Genomic DNA, 16,873 nt, shown 5'->3' on the forward strand with positions numbered 1-16,873 from the left:
TCAGGGTCCGAAGCAGAGCAGCCACGACAGCAAGGCTGCCATGACGCCAAGAGACGTGTAGGTGAACAGTCGTAGGCTGAGAACGGCATCAATACCAGCAAGCACAAATGCCACCCGTAAGCCTACCGCCACACCCACTCCAATCAGTGCGCAGATCATCCAGCCCGGGAAATAAGCCCCCGCGATGGAAAAGGCGGGTGCGCCATGTAGTGAGCAGCCTCCCGCGACGAGCAGCAGCAGACTGGGGGCCTGATGTCGGAGCGTTCGCGGCAGGTGCATGTTCCGGCTATTCCGAAATGGCGTCGAGCAGCGCGTCGACATCCTGTGGGCGGGTGTAGAAGCTGGTCACGAGACGGATAAGCGTGCCTTGAACGCCATCAGGTGTAGGCCAGCGATAAAATCCGAATCCTTGGCTTTCGAGGTGATTGGCAACCTGATCGGGCAGTACGACGAACACTTCGTTGCTCTGCACGTCGAACGGAAGATGCGCCCCCGTATGGCGGCGCAATCCCTCGACAAGGCGAGCGGCCATGGTGTTGGCATGCGCTGCATTCTTTAGCCAGAGATTGTTCTCCAGCAAGGCCAGAAGCTGCGCACTGAGGAATCGCTGCTTGGACCACAGATGTCCACTGCGCTTGATGCGTCTCAGGAAGTCGCGGAGAAGAGGGCGAGTGCGGTCGTTGATGAAAAATACAACAGCTTCCGCCGCCATGGCGCCGTTTTTGGTGCCCCCGAAGGTCAGAACGTCCACGCCGGATTTCCATGTGGTTTCTGCGGGTGTGCATCCCAGGTTTGCAATGGCGTTTCCAAGGCGTGCGCCATCCATATGCACGGGGATTTCGTGATCATGCGCAATCGCGCAGAGCGCCTGCAGGGTTTGCAGGTCATAGACCGTTCCCCATTCCGTAGCCTGTGTCAGAGACAGTGCCTGAAATGGCGGTGCGAGAACGCCCGCGCCCTTGTTGGTCTTGAGTGCGGGCGGAAGTGTTGCCGGGTCCATGCGACCGTCGGCAGAGGGAATGCCCACCAGTTTGGCGCCATGTGTGAAAAATTCCGGCGCTCCTCCCTCGTCAGTATTGATGTGCGCGCTTTGATCACAGAGCACGGAACCATAGGGAGAAACGAGCGCGGAAAGTGCCACGCTATTTGCGGCTGTTCCCGTAACCAGCGGGAAAACGGCCACTTCTGTCTCGAAAAGCTTGGAGAATTTTGCATCCAGAGAGACTGACAGATCATCCCCGCCATAAGAGCCAACACTGCCCTCATTGGCTCGCAGCATGGCTTCCATGACTTCCGGACATGCAGGCGTGACGTTGTCACTGGCGAAGTTCTTGCGTATTTCCTCGGACACCACAGACGATCCTTAATCCTGACGACCGCGCGGGTCATGCTCGGAACCGTAACCGAAAGACCGGCCCGTTTCCATCCGGAGAGCTCATGAGCACCGTTTCCCCAGACATGGCCGCCAAAATCATTGACGGAAAAGCCATTGCACGATCCCTGACCGAACAGGTGGGGCGTGATGTTGCCGCTTTTGTGGAGCGCGGCAATACCTTGCCCGGTCTGGCGGTGGTTCTGGTCGGTAACGATCCCGCGTCCGAAGTGTATGTGAAGAACAAGGCGCTTCAGACGCATCGTGCTGGCATGCGTTCTTTTATGCACATGCTCCCGCAGAGCACGTCTCAGGCCGAGTTGCTGGATCTGATCGCTGACCTGAACGCAAACTCCCAGATACATGGGATTCTTGTGCAGTTGCCTCTTCCCGCGCAGATTGATCCGGTGGTCGTGACGAACGCCATTGTCGCGCATAAGGACGTTGACGGTCTGGGAGAAATCAACGCCGGGCGCATGGCGCTGGGCATTGACGGCATTGTTCCGTGCACGCCTTTGGGATGTCTCAAGCTTCTCCAGTCTGTCCACACAGACATGCAGGGCAAACATGCGGTCATCATCGGGGCGTCCAATCTGGTGGGTAAACCGATGGCGCAGCTTATGCTGCGTGAAGGGTGCACTGTGTCAGTTGGTCATATTCACACGCGTGATACGCGCGCTTTGGCCCGTGAAGGTGATATTCTCGTCGTTGCTACGGGCAAGCACGGGCTGGTGCGGGGCGACTGGATCAAGCCGGGCGCGACCGTTATTGACGTCGGGATCACCCGTGTCCCCACCGAGCATGGTAAAACACGCCTTGTCGGGGATGTCGCCTTTGAGGAGGCGCTGCCGGTAGCTGGGCATATCACGCCTGTTCCGGGCGGAGTGGGCCCGATGACAATTGCCTGCCTGCTGCATAATACCCTTCAGGCCGCGCTGCTGGCCCAGAACGTTGTTTCGCGCCCTGATCAGAAGGTATGAGTCGTGTATCGGTAGAGTTGATCCCGCGCAATTCGCAAGGGTTGCTTGAGGATCTGGCCGTCACGCGCAGTACGTTACCTGCTGTGCAGACGATCAATATCCCTGATCTGCTGCGGTTTGACCTTCGCAGCCATGATGCAGCCTGTCTGCTTATCAGGCAGGCCCCGATGGAGGTGATCCCTCATGTCAGGGCGATCGATATTGCGCCGGATGCACCATTGCCGGGGGCTGACAGGCCGGAACTAACATCCGTGCTCGTTATCGCCGGTGATCCACCGCCGGATGCTGATCGGCCAGTCTGGCCAAACACGTCCGAAGAAATCATTACGAGATATCGGAGAGAAGCGCCGCATCTGAAAGTTTACGCAGCGTTCGATCCTTACCGGCGTGCACCCTGGCATGAGTTGGATATTGTACGGCGCAAGCGGGATGCGGGTGCATGCGGCTTTTTCACGCAACCGCTTTTCGACTGCGCAATGCTTGAGATGTGCATGGAATGGCTCCGCGATGATTCGGTTTTTTGGGGCATATCCCCGGTTGTGGGTGAGCGGTCGCGCCGATACTGGGAACGTGTCAATCACGTGGTGTTTCCGCATGATTTTCCGGCAGATCTTGAGGGTAATATTGCTGCCGGGCGCAAAATGCTTTCCCTGATTCATGCAAAAAATGATGATGCCTATCTTATGCCGGTCAAAGTGGATCTGGCATCGTATCTCGGCGCGTTTCACGATATCATAACGGGGTAGAAACCGTTTCGAGGAGCAAGTGCCGGGATGTACCCCCGTTTTTTATTGCTGATTCTTCTGGGGGCCGCCTCGGCTTCTCCAGTCTTCGCCGCTCCGAAATCCGATCCTGATCCGCGCAAGGTCTTTGCGCCCCTGACCTTGCCGGACGCACCAAATGTCTACCGGTCCGGTTCGGGTCTGCCCGGCCCGTCCTATTGGCAGAACCGGGTTGATTATACGATATCTTCCCGGATCGATCCTAAGACGCATATTTTGCAGGGCTCGGAGACCGTTACCTACTCCAACAACAGTCCTGACGTTCTGGATGTTCTGTGGCTCCAACTGGACCAGAACATTTATCGTGAAGATGCCCGGGCTATTTTTGGCGACCGATACGCCACGCATCATACTGACGGCATCAAAATTGCACGTGTTACCGTTTTGCAGGGCGCCCAGCAGACGGACGTCACGCCACTGATCAATGACACGCGGATGCAGATTCACCTACCGCGCGCTCTGTCTTCGCGTGCAAGCGTGCGGTTGCGGATCGAGTGGCAGTATACCGTGCCCGGAACATGGGGTGGGCGCACTGCTGTTACGCCTTCCAAGCAGGGCGATATTTATGAAATCGCACAATGGTTTCCGCGCCTGAGCGTGTATGACGACCGCCATGGCTGGAACACGCTGCCATACCTCGGACAGGAATTTTTCCTGGAATATGGCAACATCGATTACAGTGTGACAGTTCCATGGAACTACACGGTGGTGGGTTCCGGCGCCCTCATGAACCCGCAGGATGTGCTGACAAAAGACGAGCGTGCACGTCTTGCGCAGGCCGCACAGAGTGACGCCCGCGTCATGATCCGGACGCTTGACGACGTTACAGACCCGCAAAGCCATTTGAAGCAGAGCGGTGAGGTGACTTGGCATTATGCGATGCCCAACACGCGTGATGTGGCTTTCGCAGCCTCACCGGCGTTTCTGTGGGATGCTGCCCGTATCAATCTACCTGCTGTGAGTCCGTGCCCGGGGTGCCGTGCGGTGCCTCGTCTTGCGATGTCTATTTATCCGCGAGAAGGCATCGGGTCGCATGGATGGGACCGCTCAACAGAATACGTCAAGCATGCCATCGAGTATTTCTCAGAGAAATGGTTTGAATATCCATGGCCAAACGCTGTCAATCTAGGTGGACACGGGGCCGGGATGGAATATCCGGGAATTGTTTTTGACGGCATGGAAGATCGTGATCCACAGCTCTTCTGGATTACCACGCATGAACTCGGACATGGCTGGTTTCCGATGATTGTGGGATCAGATGAGCGTACGGATGCTTTCATGGATGAAGGATTTAATACTTTCATTGATGCTTATGCTTCGGATCACTTCAATCATGGTGAATTTGCTCCGAAGAAAGATCCGGAATTTGCACCCAGGACTGGTGTGCCAGCAGACGATATCGTGCCATTACTGCTTGATAAGGCGGCGCCTGTTCTTACGACACCCGCTGATCAGATTTCTGAAAAATACCGCCATAGTGTGACGTATTTCAAAGGGGCATATGGCCTGAAGCTGCTGCGCGAGCAGATCCTTGGTCCAGATCGTTTTGATGCTGCGTTCCGTCGATATATTTCAGTATGGTCCTTTCGCCATCCTGATCCTTCCGATTTCTTCCGAATGATGGAAAGTGAAGGCGGAGAGAATTTATCGTGGTTCTGGCGTGGATGGTATTTTTCCAATGCTGCTCCCGATTATGCGGTGGGCCGCGTGACGGCAGTTTCTGGAAAGCCAATTACGGTGGACGTACATAACTACGGCACGTTGCCGCTGCCGGTGACTGTACGTTTGGAGTTTGCGGATGGCAGCCATCGCGATATGCGCATTCCGACGGAAGCTTGGCGTCAGGAAAACAACGTTAGCCTGACCTTCGCAGCGCATGAGGGCCTCAGAAACGTGATAGTCGATCCGGATCATATGATTCCAGACGTTGATCGCACTGATAACAAGGCTTCTCTAACGCATTGATAAAGTTCTTCTTGAGTTTATACGTCTGCCATTGGATTGATTTATGAGCTCAAGAAGCCAGGACTATAAAGTCGGAGAGTAATTAAACACAAAAAGACCGGCTTAAACGCCGGCCTTTTTATGGCAAATAAACTCTTAAAATTACGCCTAATTTTGATTGTTAGCCCATCAGCTGCAAAGGGCGATGGGCGTTGTCTGAACTTCCAGAAGTGGGGAGCTGGGTGGAATAGGATGACATGGGAGCTGCCTGTTTGGCAGGCTTCAAGCCATCAATCATGTCTTGATTGATGTCCATCAGGGGAGCGAGGGGCAAATCCCGGTTAAGAGCGATATTGGAATAACGCATGGACCATGTGCCAACAGTAATGAGGTCCTGCTTGAGAATATCATCGAGCGGGCAGTCCACACGATTAAGACTGCTCAGCAATACAGACCAGAGCTTCTGGTTGGCAGAGAGCGCTTCAAGGCGCGCTGTTGGGGTTTTCTGGGTTTTGAGAAGTGTATTGACGTGAGTGAACGCCATGACTTCGATTTCGCGTCCAGAGAGGTAGGAGCCGGATTGCTGCTGATATTGAGAAGCGGCGTAGCTCAAGATCGATTACTCCTGGGAAGAGGCAGAGCTGTTTCAGAAGTTTTCCGGCCCATAATGTGCGGATGGAAAACTTCTGGAGCAGATCGGTAAAGGAGTGGTGGGTGCGGGAAAATCCTGCACCCACCTTTCCTGATCAGCCGCGGAAGAGGCTGAGAAGGGTCGAAGACTGCGAATTTGCAATCGAGAGAGACTGAATAGCCAGCTGCTGCTTTGTCTGCAGGGAGGTCAGCTTGGCGCTTTCCGCTGCAAGATCAGCATCCGTCAGCGCACCAACACCCGTAGTGAGGGAGGAGGAGAGGTTGCTGGCAGAAGTCTGAAGCTGGGTAATAGTGTTGCTCCCAACGCCAAGGCTGCTGGAGATCTGACTCATCTTTGTAATCGCTGCATTTACAGCAAGCTGAACCACATTTGTACCAGATGTCACCGTCGAATTAAGTGACTGGTTTGTATTATAGGTGTTGGTTGCAGTTGCGCCTGTCGTTGTCGCCGTGTCCCACTTTGCTGTGATCGCATTGCTGTTTGCAGCAATAGTGGTTCCACTGGAGTTTGCAGTATTGGCAAAGCCAGCGTTATTCATGGCGTTGTTCAGAGACTGGTTCATGGTCGTCTGGGTTGCGCTAGAACCGATATTGACATCGATAATGTTGGTGGTTCCTGTTCCGCTTGAAACGGAATAGGTGACGTTACCGCTATTGTCTGTCTGCGATGTGATCGTGTTACCGTTTTTCAGGTTGTAGGTGGTGACACCTCCGGAAGTCGATGTTCCCGAAATGGAGCCACCTGCGCTCGTCAGGGCGCCTGAAGTTAGCGCGAGATCACTTACTCCCGAAGCTGTCTGAAGTGCAGCTAGGGTCGCAGTCTGTGTTGTCGGGTCACTGTCGAGAACAAACTGCGTTGTAACGGCAGGGTTGCTGCTCGAAGAGTTCTTCAGTGTCGCGGATGCGTTTTGGAAAGTTAGAGTCGAGCCTGAAGCAAGGGTTGCGGATGCTGTGTTGAGAGTAATGGCTGGTGCCTGCGTCGTCGTGGCTTCTGCAGTTGAGGCTGTCGTGCTGTCCCAGGAAATCTGGCTCAGCCCACCAGTAAGCGCGGCAGAATAGGTGCCATCGCTGTTCAAGGATGTCGCGATGCCAGCATTACCCATAGCCGTGGCCAGAGTTGCTGCCTGTGCTGCAGTTTGAGCGCTCTTCTCTGCTGCTGTGGCCGTGGGCATGTTGGCAGAAGAGCTGGTGTTGACGTCAATGATGTTTGTAGTAGCGGAGGTTGTTTTGACGGAATAAACGGTATTTCCGCTCGCATCTTTCTGGGCGGTGATGCTGTTTCCGCTTTTAAGGGAATAAGTTGTTACGCCATTCGCTGTGGAGGTGCTGCTGATATCAGTTGTATCCGTAAGAGTACCATCTGCATTTACAACCATGTTGGCTGCCGTGGTGATACCAGCTGCCGTTGCAATGCTGCTCGAAAGCGTGGAAGTGGAATTCATTCCACCCGAGACAGTTGTGCTCTGATGGTCATCCAAAATGAACTGATTCGAAACAGCAGGAGTGCTGGAGGACGCTGATTTGTTAGCAGCAGCATCATTCTGAACCGTCAGGACACTGGCGTTCGTGAGCGTCGCGCCAACGGTTGAGAAGGCAGCCTGGGTCGGTGCTGAGAGGCTAACGGATGAGGCAGAAAGGTTGCCGCCGGCGATTGTCAGCGTGCCGTCATTGGCGCGCGCAACGCCGAAGCCGGCGTTCGACATGGCCTGCATAAGAGTGGATGTCTGATCCGTGCTTTTCTGCGAGCCTGTTTCAGAGGCAGAAGCGCTTGTGTTTACGTCAACGATGTGACTGGAAGCCGTCGTGTTGCCGTTCGCGTCCTTTGCTGTCGACACATCATAGGAAACGTTTCCGCTGGCGTCTGCCTGAGCCGAAATCGTGTTGCCGTTTGTCAGGGTGTACGTCGTGGTCCCATTGGAGGATGTGGACGAAGACTTGATTGCAGAGGAGGACAGCGTACCGTTGGCGGCAACCTGTACGTTCGATCCGCTGGTTCCCAGGGCGCTGTCAACGGCCTTGCTGAGCAGGCTGCTAAGCGTCTTGGTCGATGCCAGGCCTGAGCTGCTCTGATCGTCCATGACGAAGCTCGTGCTCACGGCAGGATTGGAAGCCGTGCCAGAACCGGAGGCTGCAGCGAGGTTCTGCATGGACAGGACGGAAGCCTGAGCGGCAGAGCCATTGTCGCTTGAAATGTAGGATGTTGAGCCGACGTTCAGTGAAGCGCCAGACATGGTGCTGCTCAGGCCCTGAAGGCCGAGACCGGTTGCGGTTGCGTTAGCACCCTGCTGCGTGAAGAGGTTGCCGTTAATGTCCTGTGCTGCGGAAAGGTTGGTGTAGTTAACGCCATTTCCTGTTGCGCCTGCGAGCAGGTTCACGCCCTGAAAGGTTGCTGTGCTGGCATTGACGTCAATCTGCTTCAGCGAGCTGCTGAGCTGGGAATTCAGTGTGTCAGCATTCACGCCGTTGTTGGCGGCTGTTGTGACGGACGTCGACAAGCTGCTGAGAATGTCTGAAATTGCGCTTGCGCCAGACGTGGCGGTGCTGAGGGCACTGCTTGCAAACTGGAGGCCAGTCGAAACACCGGAAAGTGCGGAAATTTGGGACGTTGCCGTCTGTGCGATGGCGTAGATCGCGGGGTTGTCGGACGCGTCATTGACGGTCTTGCCGGTTGAGACTGCGTTCTCTGTTTTGTTCAGATCTGAGGTGGTCTGATTGAGAGACTGCAGGGCAGCCATTGCGGCTGTATTTGTGTTGATTGAAAGTGTCATTGGAATTTTCTCCGTGAGTGCATTTTTGCCTCACCAGATAAGCACCCAAAGATTAACGAAAGCTGAAGGATTACTGAGGATTTTTGTATCTGTCGGAATTGGTCCCGGGCTCCCTAAAATCTAGTAAAGATGATGGGGCTTATTGCTTTTTCTGGAGGAGAACGTAAGAAGAACCTCTTATGAAGAAAAGCCTTTCGGCACGTCTTGCGATTCTCTCGGATGCCGCGAAATACGATGCGTCCTGCGCATCCAGCGGCTCGAATAAACGTGACTCCTCGGCGAGTGGCGGTCTTGGGTCCACGACAGGCAATGGCATCTGCCATGCCTACACACCGGACGGGCGGTGTATTTCGCTGCTCAAGATTCTTCTGACCAATTTTTGCATTTATGATTGTGCGTATTGCATCAACCGTTCGTCTTCGAATGTTGAGCGAGCACGCTTTACCCCTGATGAGGTTGTCTGGCTGACGCTTGAGTTTTATCGGCGCAACTGCATTGAAGGGTTGTTTCTCTCGTCCGGGATTATTCGGTCATCGGACCATACGATGGAGCAACTCGTACAGGTGGCGCGTGATCTGCGTCTCAAGCATGGCTTCCGGGGCTATATCCATCTCAAGACCATCCCTGATGCTTCTCCCGCATTGCTGGAAGAAGCAGGGCTGTATGCAGATCGTCTGTCGATCAATGTCGAGCTTCCAACCGAGACCGGTCTGAAACAATATGCGCCGGAAAAAGAGGCTGCGGGTATCCGGCGTGCCATGGGTGAAATGCGCCTCAAGATCGAGGCAGGGAAAGACCGCACGCATACTGGGAGGCCAACGCGCCGGTTTTCACCAGGCGGGCAGAGCACGCAGATGATCGTTGGAGCGGATGGCGCGTCTGATCAGCAGATCCTCTCTAGCAGTTCAGGGCTTTATGGCTCCTATGGTTTGCGGCGTGTGTATTATTCGGCCTTCAGCCCCATACCCGATGCATCTGCTTTGCTGCCTGTGAAAAGCCCGCCTTTGCAGCGGGAGCATCGCCTTTATCAGGCTGATTGGCTGTTTCGGTTTTATGGCTTTGATTTCAGCGAAATCACAGCAGGCCGTGCGGATGGAATGTTGGATCTGGAACTGGATCCGAAGCTGGCCTGGGCTCTCGATAATCGGGCGCAATTTCCCGTCGATTTGAATCTTGCGCCTCGTGAGATGCTTTTGCGGGTCCCTGGGCTTGGATTAAAAGCAGTAACGGCCATTGTATCGGCCAGGCGGCATGGTGTTATCAGGCTTGAGGACCTTGCGCGGCTGAATGTTTCCATCCGTAAAGTGCGGCCGTTTGTGAAAACCGTGGGGTGGAGCCCGGCAAGCCTGACGGACCGGCATGATCTTCGCACATTGTTTGTGCCATCGCCTCAGCAGATGAGCCTGTTTTGAATACTCTGGTTTTCGAACTGGAGGATACGGGGCGCTTTGAAGTATGGCGAGATCTGGCGCGTTCTGCGTTACAGCGTGACATTCCGCCAGAGAAGATCGAATGGCGGCTTCGGGGTAAAGAGGTCGGGCTTTTTGATGCGCTTCCTGCAATGCAGGTTGATGGCCCACCTATCAGGGAAGTATTGCTCAGGGCGTCCTGCGTCGATCTGCTGCGCGGGATCATGCGCCACTCGGACCCGGGGCGCTTTGCTCTCGCATATCGGATTGCATGGCGTGCGCAGTCATTACCCGCGATTGCCGGACTGACAACGGACCCTGATGTCGCGCGCGCCCGTCGTATGATGCATCAGGTAAGGCGCGATTATCACAAGATGACGGCGTTTGTGCGCTTCCGCGAGCAGGAGTCAGAAGAGGGAAAAACGCGCAGACGTTTTCTCTCGTGGTTTGAGCCTGAGCATCATGTTCTGGAGAGCGTTGCCCCGTTTTTTGCGGGACGTTTTGCCGATATGGACTGGCTGATCCTCACGCCGCGTGGGTCGATCGGATGGGATGGTACCAAGACGGTCTATAGCCCTGAGCCGTGTGTAAAGCCTGATATTCACGACGATCTTGAGGCGCTGTGGCATACCTATTATGCCTCCACTTTCAATCCCGCGCGTATCAAGACAAAAGCTATGCGCTCGGAAATGCCGCGCAAATACTGGAAAAATCTTCCCGAGACAGATCTGATTCCGGAACTGCTTGCCGGTGCAGAAGCACGGGTTGCGGAAATGGCCGCACGGGAAGCCGGACCCGCTCCCATGTTTCATGAGCGCTTGCAGGCCCGTCAGAAAGCGCAGGCTGCCATTCAGGAAGATGCTCTGGATTCCATGGGGACATTGCTCTCTTCGTTGAGGCGATGCACGCGTTGCCCCCTACATTGCAATGCGACACAGGTTGTTCCGGGGGCAGGGCCTGAACGTGCAGAAATCATGGTGATTGGAGAGCAGCCAGGCGATCAGGAAGATCTGCGAGGCGTGCCGTTTGTGGGGCCTGCGGGGCAGGTGTTTAATGAGGCTTTGTCAGAAGCGGGGCTGCTTCGGGGTGAGATGTATCTCACGAATGCGGTCAAGCATTTCAAGTTTCTGACGAAAGGTCGACGCCGGATACACCAGACGCCTGACGCTCAGGAAATCGAGGCCTGTAAAGACTGGCTGCATCAGGAAGTTGCGTTGGTCAGGCCGAAATTGATCATCACGCTTGGTGCAACGGCGCTCCGAGCAATGGAAGGCGGCGGGGTTCGTCTGGCGACGGTAAGGGACACGATCCGCCCAGGAGTGCCAGCGAGACTTGCGACTGTTCACCCTGCTTACCTGCTGAGATTGCCGGACGAAGCAAGGGCGCTAGAGGAGCGTAAGCGCTTCTTTGCGGCTTTTGAGACCGTACGGCAGTGGAAAGAGCTTGCGGTTCGGGAATAGGAAACCAGCTAGTTTTTTTGTGTTGAAGGGCGCCTGTCGATATGTCATGGATGACCGAACCGATCGGTCAGCGAAGAGGAATCGCCTGTCAGCTGTTGCCGGTCATTTTCAGACAGACCCGTTTTTTCAGAGTGAGACACACACTTATGGCGCAGGGCGATCAGGACGATCACGCGCAGGATCATCAGCAGTCCGACCAGCAGGGACAGCAGGATGCAAATGCAAGCAAGAATCAGAAGAAACGCAGCCCGCTCGTAAGGATCGTGCTGCTGCTTCTTGTGGTTCTGGCTGTAGTGGGCATAGGTCTCTACTGGTTTCTGACCAGAAACGACATCGATACCGACGATGCCTACACGGCTGGCCGCAAGATCTCCATTGCGCCTCACGTCAATGGGTATGTGACAAAGCTTCTCGTGAACGACAACCAGTTTGTCCATCGCGGTGAACTGCTCGTCTCTATTGATGACCGGGACTATCTCGCATCTCTGCACAAGGCTCAGGCTTCAGTTCAGCAGGCAGAGTCCAACATGTCAGCGTACAGGCTGTTGCTGGCGGTGGCGCACAAGAACTTCCCTGGCCAGCTGGTAACAGCACAGGGCAGTCTTTCTGCGGCGCAGGCGCGTCTTTTCAAGGCCGAGACTGACTACAAGCGTCAGCACAGTGTTTCGCGCGCTGCGACAACGCAGCAGGACATTGATTATTCCCGTGCTGCCCTTGAAGAAGCTAAAGCTCAGGTCATGCAGGCTCAGGGTCAGCTGACGCAGGCTGAGCCGGTCAAGGAGAACGTGGCAAACGCAGACGCCCGTGTTGATCAGGAAAAAGCTGCGCTCGCATCGGCTCAGGCTGATCTGGAGCAGGCCGAGCTGAATCTGGGCTGGACGCAAATTCGTGCTCCGCATGATGGCTGGATCTCGCAGCGTAACGTCGAGCAGGGCGACTTTGTCCAGACCGGGCAGGAAATGTTCTCGATCGTTGAGCCTGAGATCTGGATCACGGCGAACTACAAGGAAACGCAGCTCGCACGGATGCGCCCGGGCCAGCAGGTCGATATCGAAGTCGATGCCTATCCGCAGCTTCACCTTCACGGTCATGTGGACTCGCTTCAGCTGGGCTCAGGTCAGTCTTTCAGCGCGTTCCCTCCCGAAAATGCCACAGGCAATTTCGTGAAGACTGTCCAGCGTATTCCAGTGAAGATTCTGATCGATAGCGGTCTTGATCAGAACATTCCGCTGGCTCTTGGTCTCTCCGTAGAACCCACGGTCTATGTGAAATGAGTAAACCTGCCGAGCATCACGACAACTGGAAGCCGTCGCACAATCCCTGGCTTGTTGCGGTAACGGTTACGCTGGCGGCGTTCATGGAGGTGCTGGACACCACCATCGTCAACGTAGCGATGCCACATATCGCGGGATCGCTCGGCAGCTCCTATGACGATGCCACATGGGCGCTCACGTCCTATCTCGTGGCGAACGGTATCGTTCTGACGATTTCGAGCTGGCTCTCGCGCCTGTTTGGCCGAAAGCGTTACTTCCTGATCTGTATTAGCATGTTCACGGTGTCGTCCTTCCTGTGCGGACTGGCCACATCGCTGCCCATGCTGATTGTGTTCAGGTTGATGCAGGGCTTCTTTGGAGGCGGTCTGCAGCCCAGTCAGCAATCCATTATTCTCGATACATTTCCACCAGAAAAGCGTGGTGCTGCATTTGGGCTTACGGCCATTGCAACCATTGTCGGGCCGGTATTGGGCCCGATGCTGGGTGGCTATCTGACGGACAACCTGTCCTGGCGATGGATTTTCTTCGTCAATATCCCGTTCGGCATCATTACCGTTCTTGCGGTTACGGCGTTCGTTGAAGATCCTCCGTGGGAACGCAAGAAGCGTGAGCCCGTGGATGTCATTGGCATCTGTCTCGTCTCTCTGGGGCTGGGTTGTCTTGAGGTCATGTGTGACCGTGGACAGGATGATGACTGGTTCGGTTCGTCGTTCATCATCACGATGGCTGTGCTGGGTGTTGTAGGGGTTGTGGGAGCCATCATCTGGCTTTGCTACGCCAAGAACCCCCTTGTGCGTCTGACAGTCATGAAAGACCGCAATTTTGCAACGGGCATGTTCCTGATCTCAATGGTCGGCGCGCTGCTTTATGCCTCGGCCATCATTGTTCCGCAGTTCGCGCAGCAGGTGCTTGGATACACGGCCACAACATCGGGTCTGCTTCTGGCACCGGGCGGTGTGGCAGTTATCTGCCTCATTCCACTTGTGGGTAAACTGATGGGCAAGGTGCAGTTGCGCTATCTCATCGCATTCGGGTTCTTCTCCATGGGAATGGCGATGTTCACGGCCGCTAACCTTTATGCAGCGATCGATTTCAAGCATCTGATGCTCTATCGCATCGGGCAGACGGCCTGTCTGGCTTTCCTGTTCGTGCCGATTTCGACCGTGGCATATTCGACGTTGCCCCGGGAGCTGAACTCTGACGCATCGGCACTGTTCAGTATGGCCCGGAACTACGTGGGGTCGCTTGCTATCTCACTGGCTACGGCTGCCCTGATCCAGGTTCGACAAAAACAGCAGAACTATCAGGCAGATAATATGATCTCCTCCAAAAAAGAGGTGGCCAATTATGTCCAGACAGTTCAGCAGGCCGCAGAAGCACACGGAATGGCAGCTGGAAAAGCACATTCCTTTGCCATCGCCCAGCTGTATCAGGAATTCACCACACAGGTGGCAATGAAGTCTTATAACGAGATCTTCAACTGGATCGGTGTGATGGCGCTTTGTGTGGTTCCGCTATGCTTCCTGCTTTCTTCGACTGGCAAGAAAGCAAAAGCAGAGGGCGGAGCTCACTGATGTTCGGTGCCGTAAATCTTCAGGAAGCTGTCGGCCGTAAAAACCGCCAGCTTCTGGATGCTGGCTGCGTCATCCTCAACCGGCAGCATGAGCCGACGGCGCTGTACGATACGCGTCTGGCACATCATCATGAACTGCTCGGCCGTGAGGGCTGGGTCGTCGATAACGACGACGCCTTCGGCGGCTTTGCGGGCAAGCCATGTGGACAGACTGTCAAGCGTACGGGCGAAGCCATAGCGCCAGAATGTATCGGCCAGATTGGGAAACTGCGAAGCTTCCGCCACGATGATGCGGTACAGGCTCATGGAGGCGGGGCTGAGCAGGACCTTGACGACAGCGGTCGCGAGTTGGATCAGGCCTGTTCGGAAGTCGAGCCCGTCATCATTGACCGCAGCAAAAAGCATGTCCAGCTTGGTGCGGCTCTGTTCTTCGAAGAACGCGGAGAAAAGGGACGCCTTGCCATCGAAGTGGTTGTAGAGCGTTCCCTTGGAAACGCCGGCTTCCCGCGCGATCTGGGACATGGACGCCCCTTCATATCCAGACGCCAGAAAGACGGTGCCAGCACCAGCCAGAATCTGGTTGCGCTTGGCACGAATGGCGCACGCGGAGGCGCTGTCTTCGTCTCTGGCAGTACCAGAAAGGCGATCGTCCTCGATGCTGCTCATGCTGGCCAAGGGTCCTTTTGTCATTCATCCGTAATATTGAACATGCTGACCGAACTGGTCGGTCATCGCAAGATCATTTCCGTTTCAGGAGCCTATTTGTGAGCGCACGCCCTCTTTCCCGCGCGCTGCTGTCCGGCTGCGCCGCCCTTGCCCTGTCTGGATGCATGGTCGGGCCGAAGTATCAGGCCCCAAAGCCCTGGTCGCCCCAGCAATATGCCAATCATAGCCTGGGCGCGCCTTACAGCGTGACCAGCGAAACGGAGATGGCGAGCCAGTGGTGGCAGCTTTTCCATGACGCGGAACTCACATCCCTTGAAGAGCGCGTGGCAACGCAGAACCTTTCGTTCCGGCTTGCCACGGCAAACCTCGCGCAGAGCCGCGCACAACTCATTATGGCAGGTGCTGAGCGTTTTCCGGGTCTGAGTGCTTCCGGATCATACTCACGCTCGCAGTATAGCACGAAGGAACTGCAGGAAGTTATTAGCCGTGTTGGCCATAACGTTGGCGGGCAGTATGGTAATCTGCTCTCTGATTCTGCTGGAAGCGCGACTGTTCCCCTGCTGAATCAGTGGAAAGACTCCATCGACGCGACCTACGAGATCGACCTCTGGGGGCGTGTGGCGCATGAGTATGCGGCGGCCAAGGCGGATCTACAGGCATCGGACGAAGAGCGGCGTTCTGTTCTGATTGCCCGTCAGGCCGACATGGCTCGCGCATATATGACATTACGCGGGGACCAGCAGCGTCTGAAGATCCTGCAGGACAACGTGCAGACACTTCAGCATATCGTCACCATTGCTCAGGAACGCGTGCGTGGCGGGTTGGTGACGCAGCTTGATGTGGAATCCGCGAACGCACGTCTGCACGATACCGTTGCTCAGGAAGCCCAGCTTCAGCAGGGTGTGGCGCAGGAAATGAATGCGGTTGCGCTCCTGCTCGGTGCTCCGCCAGAGAGCCTGAATACCGAGCTGGAGAAGGGGGCAGGGATTCCTGTTGTTCCGCCAGTTGTGCCAGTGGGCATTCCGTCGGAGCTTGCGCAGCGTCGTCCGGACATTCGCGAGGCTGACGCCAAGCTGAGGGCTGCTGTTGCGGAAGTGGGCGAGGCAACAGCGGATTTCTACCCGAAAGTGACGATCAGCGCTGATTTCGGCTTTCAGACACTCTCGATCCGCGACATGGGTTTCTGGAACGCCCGTGCGTGGAATGTTGGTCCGTCCATCTCATTGCCGATTTTTCAGGGCGGACGCTTGCGTGGTCAACTGGCTTTGAAAAAATATGGACAGAAGGCCGCGGCAATCTCCTATCAGCAAACGGTCATTCAGGCTTGGCATGATGTGGATAACGCATTGATCGCGTATCGTGATGAGCAGTTGCATCGGAAGGGACTTGAGCAGGCTGTGGCAGATAACCGCCGTGCTCTCGCTCTCGCCCAGAGCCAGTATCGTAGCGGTCTGGTGACGTATCTGAACGTTCTGAATGCTCAAGGTCAGTTGCAGTCTGCACAGATCGATCTGGCAAACAGCGAAGCAACGCTCGCGACAAACCTGACCCGTCTTTACAACGCTCTTGGTGGCGGTTGGGAAACCGCGCTTCCTGTCAGTGTTGATCCGTCAAAAACCAAACTGGCTTCTGCAACGGCAGGCCCCTGATTTCCAGCCTGAAAGTCTCGGCAACTGGGCTTTCAGGCGGACGGCTTTTCAGCGCGTATAGCTTTTCTTTTCCCAAGCCGGTTGACTCTGATGATGTGCGGAGGGTATCGAGCACCCCTCCCACGCAGTTTGCCGAAGATGGGAACTTTTCCTGTTTCTAGGTAGCTCGTTGAAACTGCGATTTTCTTTTTCGGTAACTCACCGATAATCCACAGACTTACCCCCTGACCGAATCGTCGTGTAGCCGGGGTTTTTTCTTGGTTTGTGCATTTTGCGGGAGTCTGTACACGGCAGTCATGCACAGGCGTCCTGTTTAGCGGATTCTTAACTTCGGCGGTCTATTTT

13 protein-coding genes are annotated in these 16,873 nt (G+C 55.4%); 8 read left to right on the top strand and 5 right to left on the bottom strand.

Going from position 1 to position 16,873, the window contains the following annotated elements; genetic code table 11:
• Positions 1-279: a YtcA family lipoprotein gene (locus GWA01_RS08585; RefSeq protein ID WP_186819518.1), complete on the bottom strand. Its 279-nt coding sequence runs from the start codon at positions 277-279 to the stop codon at positions 1-3.
• Between the two features lie 7 nt (positions 280-286).
• Positions 287-1,351 carry a threonine aldolase family protein gene (locus tag GWA01_RS08590; protein ID WP_229316053.1) on the bottom strand — a complete coding sequence of 355 codons (1,065 nt, stop codon included), beginning with the start codon at positions 1,349-1,351 and terminating at the stop codon, positions 287-289.
• An 86-nt stretch (positions 1,352-1,437) separates the two neighbouring features.
• On the opposite strand from GWA01_RS08590, the gene folD reads away from it, so the two are divergent.
• The 3 genes from folD to GWA01_RS08605 are packed head-to-tail and all read left to right on the top strand — an operon-like array spanning position 1,438 to position 5,099.
• Positions 1,438-2,352, top strand: a complete 915-nt coding sequence (gene folD / locus GWA01_RS08595; protein WP_146796396.1) for a bifunctional methylenetetrahydrofolate dehydrogenase/methenyltetrahydrofolate cyclohydrolase FolD — start codon at positions 1,438-1,440, stop codon at positions 2,350-2,352.
• Positions 2,349-3,098: a methylenetetrahydrofolate reductase gene (locus tag GWA01_RS08600; protein ID WP_146796398.1), complete on the top strand. Its 750-nt coding sequence runs from the start codon at positions 2,349-2,351 to the stop codon at positions 3,096-3,098. The genes folD and GWA01_RS08600 overlap by 4 nt, the downstream gene beginning before the upstream one ends.
• Positions 3,099-3,125: 27 nt before the next feature.
• Complete coding sequence (locus GWA01_RS08605) at positions 3,126-5,099, top strand: M1 family metallopeptidase (RefSeq protein ID WP_146796401.1); 1,974 nt, start codon at positions 3,126-3,128, stop codon at positions 5,097-5,099.
• 160 nt (positions 5,100-5,259) lie between these two features.
• On the opposite strand, the gene GWA01_RS08610 is transcribed toward GWA01_RS08605, so the two are convergent.
• A complete protein-coding gene (locus GWA01_RS08610; RefSeq protein WP_146796405.1) occupies positions 5,260-5,691 on the bottom strand; it encodes a flagellar biosynthesis regulator FlaF in 432 nt (143 codons plus the stop codon).
• Positions 5,692-5,824: 133 nt separating this feature from the next.
• The gene (locus GWA01_RS08615) at positions 5,825-8,497 is read right to left on the bottom strand and encodes a beta strand repeat-containing protein (RefSeq protein ID WP_146796408.1); all 2,673 of its coding nucleotides are present in this window, start codon (positions 8,495-8,497) and stop codon (positions 5,825-5,827) included.
• Positions 8,498-8,676: 179 nt separating this feature from the next.
• Between GWA01_RS08615 and GWA01_RS08620 the strand changes: the two genes are divergently transcribed.
• From GWA01_RS08620 to GWA01_RS08635, 4 genes are all read left to right on the top strand, one after another.
• Positions 8,677-9,909 carry a putative DNA modification/repair radical SAM protein gene (locus tag GWA01_RS08620; protein WP_146796411.1) on the top strand — a complete coding sequence of 411 codons (1,233 nt, stop codon included), beginning with the start codon at positions 8,677-8,679 and terminating at the stop codon, positions 9,907-9,909.
• Positions 9,906-11,366: a UdgX family uracil-DNA binding protein gene (locus tag GWA01_RS08625; protein WP_186819519.1), complete on the top strand. Its 1,461-nt coding sequence runs from the start codon at positions 9,906-9,908 to the stop codon at positions 11,364-11,366. Before GWA01_RS08620 ends, GWA01_RS08625 begins: the two co-directional genes overlap by 4 nt.
• Positions 11,367-11,512: 146 nt before the next feature.
• Positions 11,513-12,640 (top strand): HlyD family secretion protein, encoded by a 1,128-nt coding sequence (locus tag GWA01_RS08630; protein WP_146797702.1) that lies wholly within the window; start codon positions 11,513-11,515, stop codon positions 12,638-12,640.
• The gene (locus GWA01_RS08635; protein WP_146796414.1) at positions 12,637-14,214 is read left to right on the top strand and encodes a DHA2 family efflux MFS transporter permease subunit; all 1,578 of its coding nucleotides are present in this window, start codon (positions 12,637-12,639) and stop codon (positions 14,212-14,214) included. Before GWA01_RS08630 ends, GWA01_RS08635 begins: the two co-directional genes overlap by 4 nt.
• Here GWA01_RS08635 and GWA01_RS08640 read toward each other — a convergent pair.
• Complete coding sequence (locus GWA01_RS08640; protein ID WP_146796418.1) at positions 14,208-14,879, bottom strand: TetR/AcrR family transcriptional regulator; 672 nt, start codon at positions 14,877-14,879, stop codon at positions 14,208-14,210. The genes GWA01_RS08635 and GWA01_RS08640 overlap by 7 nt on opposite strands.
• Before the next feature lie 98 nt (positions 14,880-14,977).
• Between GWA01_RS08640 and GWA01_RS08645 the strand changes: the two genes are divergently transcribed.
• Entirely contained in the window at positions 14,978-16,528 is a 1,551-nt protein-coding gene (locus GWA01_RS08645) for an efflux transporter outer membrane subunit (protein WP_146796421.1), read from the top strand.
• Positions 16,529-16,873: the final 345 nt, after the last annotated feature.

The sequence above is a fragment of the Gluconobacter wancherniae NBRC 103581 genome, from assembly GCF_007988885.1.
Classification (GTDB): Bacteria; Pseudomonadota; Alphaproteobacteria; order Acetobacterales; family Acetobacteraceae; genus Gluconobacter; species Gluconobacter wancherniae.